General features: G+C 71.0%; 7 protein-coding genes. 4 read left to right on the top strand and 3 right to left on the bottom strand.

Annotated features, from left to right (window positions below; all coding sequences use genetic code 11):
* Positions 1-185: 185 nt before the first annotated feature.
* Positions 186-464: a DUF2530 domain-containing protein gene (locus ACFY1P_RS31955; protein ID WP_361534780.1), complete on the bottom strand. Its 279-nt coding sequence runs from the start codon at positions 462-464 to the stop codon at positions 186-188.
* A gap of 216 nt (positions 465-680) precedes the next feature.
* Between ACFY1P_RS31955 and ACFY1P_RS31950 the strand changes: the two genes are divergently transcribed.
* The 4 genes from ACFY1P_RS31950 (at position 681) to thpR (ending at position 4884) form a co-directional block, all read left to right on the top strand.
* Positions 681-2150 carry an NCS2 family permease gene (locus tag ACFY1P_RS31950; protein ID WP_361534783.1) on the top strand — a complete coding sequence of 490 codons (1470 nt, stop codon included), beginning with the start codon at positions 681-683 and terminating at the stop codon, positions 2148-2150.
* Positions 2151-2362: 212 nt separating this feature from the next.
* Positions 2363-2815 (top strand): MarR family transcriptional regulator, encoded by a 453-nt coding sequence (locus tag ACFY1P_RS31945; RefSeq protein ID WP_361534786.1) that lies wholly within the window; start codon positions 2363-2365, stop codon positions 2813-2815.
* Between the two features lie 30 nt (positions 2816-2845).
* Positions 2846-4210: an MFS transporter gene (locus ACFY1P_RS31940; RefSeq protein WP_361534789.1), complete on the top strand. Its 1365-nt coding sequence runs from the start codon at positions 2846-2848 to the stop codon at positions 4208-4210.
* A gap of 86 nt (positions 4211-4296) precedes the next feature.
* Positions 4297-4884 carry an RNA 2',3'-cyclic phosphodiesterase gene (gene thpR, locus ACFY1P_RS31935; RefSeq protein ID WP_361534792.1) on the top strand — a complete coding sequence of 196 codons (588 nt, stop codon included), beginning with the start codon at positions 4297-4299 and terminating at the stop codon, positions 4882-4884.
* A gap of 789 nt (positions 4885-5673) precedes the next feature.
* Here thpR and ACFY1P_RS31930 read toward each other — a convergent pair.
* Positions 5674-6654 carry an aldo/keto reductase gene (locus tag ACFY1P_RS31930; protein WP_390752593.1) on the bottom strand — a complete coding sequence of 327 codons (981 nt, stop codon included), beginning with the start codon at positions 6652-6654 and terminating at the stop codon, positions 5674-5676.
* Positions 6655-6736: 82 nt separating this feature from the next.
* Positions 6737-7423: a GDSL-type esterase/lipase family protein gene (locus ACFY1P_RS31925; protein ID WP_361533255.1), complete on the bottom strand. Its 687-nt coding sequence runs from the start codon at positions 7421-7423 to the stop codon at positions 6737-6739.
* Between the last annotated feature and the right edge of the window lie 43 nt (positions 7424-7466).

The following is a 7466-nucleotide window of genomic DNA, read 5'->3' as shown; positions in this document are numbered from 1 at the left end:
GGACACCGCGCGGAGCGCGGTTCGGGGGTCTGGGGGCTTGCCCCCAGTTTCGGGAAGGGGCGGGGTAGGGGAAGAAAGCGCCGCAGGCGCCCACCGGCCCGCAGCCGGGGGTCTGGGGCACGCGCCCCGGTTCGGGAAGGGGCGGGTTGGGGAACAAGCCCGCCGCAGGCGGTGACGGGGCCCGGTCAGAGCTGAGGCGCTTCGGAGCTCCGGCCCACACCCGCCGCATGCCGGCGAATCGCCGCGTCCCGCCTCCGGACGTACCAGATACCGATCAGCCCCAGGCCCCCGCCGGCCGCACACGTCCACACCCACCACAGATGACCGTGGTCCTGGAACCAGCCGTAGAACGGCAGCTGAACGAGGAAGAGGACGAACCACAGGATCGTGCCGCCGGTGATCGTGGCGACGACGGGCCCCTCCAGGGGCTCCGGTGCCTCGTGCCTGGGTGTCCACTTCGTCATGGCGCAAAGACTAGTCCGTGCGGCCCGGCGCGCCGGGAGGGAGGCCCTTGCCCTATAGGGGTCTACGCGCGGAGATAGCAATTCCGCGTTTGTTTATTCATACTGAATCGAACCGGATCTGATGAGGCTCTTTCGTTTGATCGTCCAATCAAGATCCTTTTGTTCGTCCGCTGTCTCCCCCGCCTCTCCCCAGGCCCGTACCGACTGAGGTCTCGTATGCCCTCCTCGGCCACCTCCCCGGTCGACGCCCAGCAGCCGCCGTCCCCCGCGTCCGGGGGCTCCGTCCTCGACCGGTACTTCCGGATCACGGAGCGGGGCTCGTCCGTCTCCAGTGAGCTGCGCGGTGGCCTGGCCACCTTCTTCGCGATGGCGTACATCATCGTGCTGAACCCGATCATCCTCGGGGCCGGGCACGACAAGTTCGGGCACCAGCTCGACAACGGTCAGCTGGTCACGGCCACCGCGCTGATGGCCGGACTCTCCACCGTGCTCATGGGTGTGATCGGCAATGTGCCGATCGCCTGCGCCGCCGGGCTCGGCATCAACGCCGTCGTCTCGCTCCAGCTCGCGCCCAAGATGAGCTGGCCCGACGCGATGGGCATGGTCGTGCTGGCCGGCCTGGTGCTGATGGTGCTGGTCGCCTCCGGTCTGCGGCAGCGCGTGATGGACGCCATCCCCGGCGGCCTGCGGCGCGCGATCGCGATCGGCATCGGCATGTTCATCTCGCTGATCGGCCTGGTCGACTCCGGCTTCGTCACCCGCAACCCGGACGGCGCGCACACCACCGTGCCGATGGGTCTCGGCGAGGGCGGGCAGCTGCACGGGTGGCCGGTGCTGGTCTTCGCGATCGGATTGGCGCTGACGTTCATCCTGGTCGTGCGCAAGACCCGGGGCGCGATCCTCATCGGGATCGTCGCGATGACCTTCGTCGCGATCATCATCAACTCGCTGGCCACGATCCCCGACGCCAACTGGGGTCTGAGCGTCCCGCAGGTGCCGGACAACGTCGTCGGCACCCCCGACTTCGGCCTCATCGGTCACGTGAGCCTCTTCGGCGGCTTCCACGAGGTGGGCTGGCTGACCGGCTGCCTGTTCGTCTTCACCGTGCTGCTGTCCGGCTTCTTCGACGCGATGGGCACGATCATCGGCGTCGGCGAGGAGGCCGGGCTGACCGACGAGCGGGGTCAGCTGCCCAACATGGGCAAGATCCTGATGGTCGACGGCATCGCGGTCGCCGGCGGCGGTCTCGGCTCGGCCTCCGCCAACACCTGCTTCGTGGAGTCCACGGCCGGCGTCGGCGAGGGCGCCCGCACGGGTCTCGCGAACCTGATGACCGGCGGGCTCTTCCTGCTGGCCCTCGTCTTCACCCCGCTCGCCAAGATCGTCCCCTCGCAGGCGGCCACGCCCGCGCTGCTGGTCGTCGGCTTCCTGATCATGGCGGCCAACGTCAAGGAGATCGACTGGAGCGACTTCACGATCGCGATCCCCGCGTTCCTGACGATCATCTCGATGCCGTTCACGTACTCGATCACCAACGGCATCGGCATCGGCGTCCTCGCCTTCATCCTGCTGCGGATCGCCGACAAGCGGACGCGGGAGATCCCCTGGCTGCTCAACGTGGTCGGGCTCTGCTTCCTCGTCTACTTCCTGCTCAACCCGATCGAGCAGATGCTGGGTGTGAAGTAGGCGCGGATTCCGCGCGAGGAGCGGCCGGGTGCGACGCGCACCCGGCCGCTTCGCGCGTACGGGCGGGGTTGGCGGCGACGCGTGCGGCCGTAGCGTGACGGGGCGCGCGGATCCCGCCCCACGGCCCCCTGCTGCCGGACGCCCCCGTCCCGCCCCGAGCGCCCCTGCCGCCCCGCTTTATTTAGCGCGGGTAATGAGTTAACCTAAGGAACATGTCGGACCCAGGCACTCAGGACAACGCCACTCAAGACAACACCGCAGCGGTGGACTCCCTGCGCTCCGGTGTCATGCGTCTGTCGCGTCGGCTCAAGCACCAGAGGGTCGACGAGTCGCTCAGCCCCACGGAGATGTCGGTGCTGGGCACCCTCGCCCGCTGCGGTCACGCGACCCCCGGCGAGCTCGCCCGCAAGGAGCACGTGCAGCCTCCGTCGATGACCCGCATCGTCGCCCTGCTCGAGGCCAAGGGCCTGGTCCGGCTGGAGCCGCACCCCGAGGACCGCCGCCAGAAGGTGGTCACCCAGACCGAGCGGGCCGAGGCCATGCTCGAGGAGAGCCGGCGCAAGCGCAACGTCTGGCTCAGTGAACTCGTCGGGCGGCTCGACGAGGACGAGTGGGCGACGCTGCGCGCCGCCGCGCCCGTGCTGGAGAAGCTCGCGCACCTGTAACACCCACACAAGTGAGGAGGCGAACCCACTTTGAGTACGGGACCCGGAGCAGACTCCGCACCCGCACCGAACACCCCCGAAGACATACGCACCACCGCCCTGCCCAAGCCCAAGGGCGGCACCTTCAGCTCGCTGAGGATCCGTAACTACCGGCTCTTCGCCACCGGCCAGGTGGTCTCCAACACCGGCACCTGGATGCAGCGCATCGCCCAGGACTGGCTGGTCCTCAGCCTCACCGGCTCCTCCACCGCCGTCGGCATCACCACGGCGCTGCAGTTCCTGCCCATGCTGCTGCTCGGCCTCTACGGCGGCGTCATCGCCGACCGGTGCCCCAAACGGCGGCTGCTCCTCATCACCCAGGCCGCGATGGGCGTCACGGGCCTCGTGCTCGCCGTCCTCACCCTCAGCGGGCACGTGCAGGTCTGGCACGTCTACCTCACCGCGCTCGCGCTCGGCCTCGTCACCGTGCTGGACAACCCGGCCCGGCAGGCGTTCGTCGTCGAGATGGTCGGGCCGGACGACCTGCGCAACGCCGTCAGCCTCAACTCCGCGAACTTCCAGTCCGCCCGCCTCGTCGGCCCCGCCGTCGCCGGCGTGCTGATCACCGCCGTGGGCAGCGGCTGGGCCTTCCTGCTCAACGGGCTGTCCTTCATCGCCCCGGTCGCCGGGCTGCTCTTGATGCGCACCTCCGAGCTCCACAAGGTCGACCGCGCCCCCCGCGGCAAGGGCCAGCTCCGCGAGGGCCTGCGCTACGTCGCCGGGCGCCCCGATCTCATCTGGCCCATCGTCCTCGTCGGTTTCATCGGCACCTTCGGCTTCAACTTCCCGATCTGGCTGACGGCGTACGTCAACGACGTCTTCCACGCCGGCGCCGGCACCTACGGCCTGCTCAACACCCTGATGGCCGCCGGCTCGCTGGCCGGTGCCCTGCTCGCCGCCCGGCGCGGCACCTCGCGGCTGCGCCTGCTCGTCGGCGCCGCCCTGCTCTTCGGCCTGCTGGAGATCACGGCCGCGCTCGCGCCCGAGTTCTGGATCTTTGCACTGCTGCTGGTGCCGATCGGGATGTTCGGCCTGACGATCAACGTCACCGCCAACTCGAGCATCCAGCTCGGCACGGACCCCGCGATGCGGGGCCGGGTCATGAGCCTGTTCATGATGGTCTTCATGGGCGGCACGCCGCTGGGCGCGCCCCTGGTCGGCTGGGTCACCGACGCGTACGGCGCCCGGATCGGCTTCTGCGCGGGCGGCGCGGTCTCCATGCTGGCCGCCCTCGGCGTCGGCGTGGTCCTCGCCCGGGTCGGCGGACTCCGCCTGAAGATCGATCTGCGTCACGGCCGTCCGCACGTGGCGTTCGTCCCCAAGGAAGCGGCGCCCGTCCTGACGGCCGCCGCTTGACGGGTGCGGCTCGCCGGCCGGCGCCCTCACAACCGGACGGGCTTCTCCCGAGCCCGTCCGGTGACCGGGGGAGGGACACTGACCCCATGCGACTTTTCGCCGCCGTGAACCCGCCGCCGGAGGTCGTCGCGGAACTCGCGGCCGCCGTCGCCCCCTTGCACTCGCTGCCCGGCGCGGAGCACCTCCGGTGGACCGAGCCGGGCACCTGGCACTTCACCCTCGCCTTCCTCGGCGAGGTCGACGAGGCGCTGCTGCCGGAGCTCACCGAGCGGCTGGCCCGTGCGGCGCACCGGCATCCGCCGCACGAGCTGCGGTTCGCCGGGGGCGGGCGGTTCGGCGACCGCATCCTGTGGGTCGGCGCCGAGGGCGAGCGTACGGTGCTCCGCGACCTCGCCCGCTCCACCGCCGCCGGGGCGCGCCGCGCCGGGGTCGCCGTCGACAGCACCCACGACTTCCACGCCCACCTCACCCTCGCCCGCGCCGCGGGCCCGGTCCACCTGCGCCCGTACGCGGAGGCCCTCGCGGACTTCGCCGGCACGCCGTGGACCGTCGACCGCCTGGAACTCGTCCGCAGCCGCCTCCCGGCTTCCGGTGTGCCTGGTGAGCGGCCGCGTTACGAGACGGTGGCCGCGTGGGAACTGGGCCGTCCCGGAGCGGTCCGGGACGGCGGTTAGGCTCATGGGGTGGACCCTAAGACCAGAAACCGGATCATGAGCGGTGTGCTTGTTGTGATGCTTGTTGTGGTGGTTGTGGTGGCTGCCGTGCGGTGAATTTTGGCCGGGGTGGGGGCTTGCTGTGCGTTTCTGGGTGCGGGTTGTGTGCGCCTGCGGCGGGCGGCCTCAATCGCCGGCCGGGCTGGGTGTGCGGTGGGTGCCGGGGGTGGGGCCTCCGGGCTGGGGACCTGGAACGCGGTGCGGGCGCCGTTCTGCGTTTTGGGTGCCGTGAAGTCGCACCGCGTTCCAGAACCCCACCCTCCGACCCCACCCCCTCCCGCCGGAGAGCAACATCACGCTTCAGGGCACGCCATGCTTTTGTTTTCAGCCCGTTGGGGGCACCTCTGGGGGCACCCCCGGACGGAGTCTGGGGGAGGTAGCTGGGGGAGTTTGAGGACGCGGCCGCAGGCCGCTCCCGCCGCAGGCGGCATCGGGCGTGCAGGTCGGGGTCTGGGGCGGAGCCCCAGTTTCGGGAAGGGGCGGGGTAGGGGAACAAGCGCCGCAGGCGCCCACCCGCCCGGCGGCCAGGGGTCTGGGGCAGCCCCCCACGCGGCGGAGCCGCACGTCAGATTCAGCCGGGAAGGGGCGGGGTAGGGGAACAAAGCCCGCCGCAGGCGCCCACCGGCCCGCAGTCGAGGGCTGGGGCGCGTGCCCCCACGCGGCGGAGCCGCGCATCAGGTGCAGCGGGGAGGGCGGGTGGGGAACAAGCCCGCCACAGACATTCGCCGCGGGCCCGTTCCCCCGAGGCGCCTACCAGGCGAACGCCTCCGGCGACCGCCCTGGTCCCGGGAAGATCTCGTCGAGGGACGCGAGCAGGTCGTCGGAGAGATGGAGCTCCACGGCCCGCAGCGCGGACGCGAGCTGTTCGGAGGTGCGCGGGCCCACGATCGGCCCGGTCACCCCGGGGCGGGTGAGGAGCCAGGCCAGGGCCACCTCCCCCGGCGGGAAGCCGTGCTTGTCGAGGAGGTCCTCGTAGGACTGGATCCGGTCACGGACGGTCGTGTTCGCGAGCGCGTCCACCGACCGCCCCGAGCCCCCCGCGCGCTCCTTGCGCAGGACGCCGCCCAGGAGGCCGCCGCCCAGCGGCGACCAGGGGATGACACCCAGGCCGTACGCCTCGGCGGCAGGGATGACCTCCATCTCGGCGCGCCGCTCGACGAGGTTGTAGTGGCACTGCTCGCTGACGAGGCCGAGCGCGTTGCGGCGCCTGGCCGCCTCGTTCGCCTGCGCGATGTGCCAGCCCGCGTGGTTCGACGAGCCGACGTAGAGGATCTTGCCCTGCTGGATCAGGACGTCCATGGCCTGCCAGATCTCGTCCCACGGCGTGCGGCGGTCGACGTGGTGGAACTGGTAGAGGTCGATGTGGTCCGTCTGCAGCCGCTTGAGGCTGGCGTCGACGGCGCGGCGGATGTTCAGGGCGGACAGGCGGTCGCGGTTGGGCCAGACGGGGCCGTCGGGGCCCATGTGACCGAAGAGCTTGGTGGCGAGGACGACCTTGTCGCGCCGCTCGCCGCCCTTGGCGAACCAGGTGCCGATGATCTCCTCGGTGCGGCCCTTGTTCTCGCCCCAGCCGTAGACGTTGGCGGTGTCGAAGAAGTTGATGCCGGCGTCGAGCGCGGCGTCCATGATGGCGTGGCTTTCGGCCTCGTCCGTCCGGGGACCGAAATTCATCGTCCCCAGCACGATGCGGCTGACCTTGAGCCCCGTGCGTCCGAGCTGCGTGTACTCCATGGCACCAGCCAACGCCTTCGAGTGCGCTCCGATCAAGGGTGACCCGCGTGAGTCGCGGGCCCGTACGTCTTTACGGGAGGTCCTACGGGCGGCCGGCGTACGGGCCGCCCACGTCCCACGCCTGGTGCATCGCGTCGGCGAACGCGGCGGCGATGCGGTGCTCGCCCGAGGCGTTGGGGTGCGTGCCGTCGTAGGTGTCGGTGTCGATATCCCAGTCGCGGGGGTGGGAGGCCAGGAGCAGGGGCGAGCCGGGTGCGTCGAGGTCGGCGACCGTCTTGCCGAGCAGTTCGTTGAACCGCTCGACCTCGGCCGCGAAGGCGGGGTCGGCCAGGGCCCGTACGTTGGGGATGACGGGCATCAGCACGGCCCGTACGCGCGGATTCGCCTCGCGGGCCCCGGCGACGAAGCGGCGGACGTTCTCGGTGGTCTGCTCGGCGTCGGTGTAGAAACCGAGGTCGATCAGGCCCAGCGAGATCAGCAGCGTGTCGGCCTTCCCGGCCCGTACGGCGTCCTTGATCAGCGGCGCCATGTGCTGCCAGCCCTCGCCCCACCCGGCGAGGTGTGCCCGGGCGCGCTCGGGGAAGCCGGGGTCGCCGTAGTCGAGGGAGACGGGCGCGTCGGCGGCGGGCTCGTAGAGCTCCTTGCGCGGGCCGACGATCCGGTACGGGCCGCCGTAGGAGGCGTTGAGGTGCTGCCACATGCGGTAGCGCCAGGTGAGGTCACCGGCGCTACCGATCGTCATGGAGTCGCCGACGAACATGATCCGCATGCCCCCCATCATCCCGCATGGGCGCGCCTCCTCCGCCGGAGGG

This window comes from Streptomyces sp. NPDC001407 (genome assembly GCF_042895325.1).
Lineage (GTDB): Bacteria > Actinomycetota > Actinomycetes > Streptomycetales > Streptomycetaceae > Streptomyces.
This window is presented reverse-complemented; position numbering and strand designations above follow the sequence as displayed.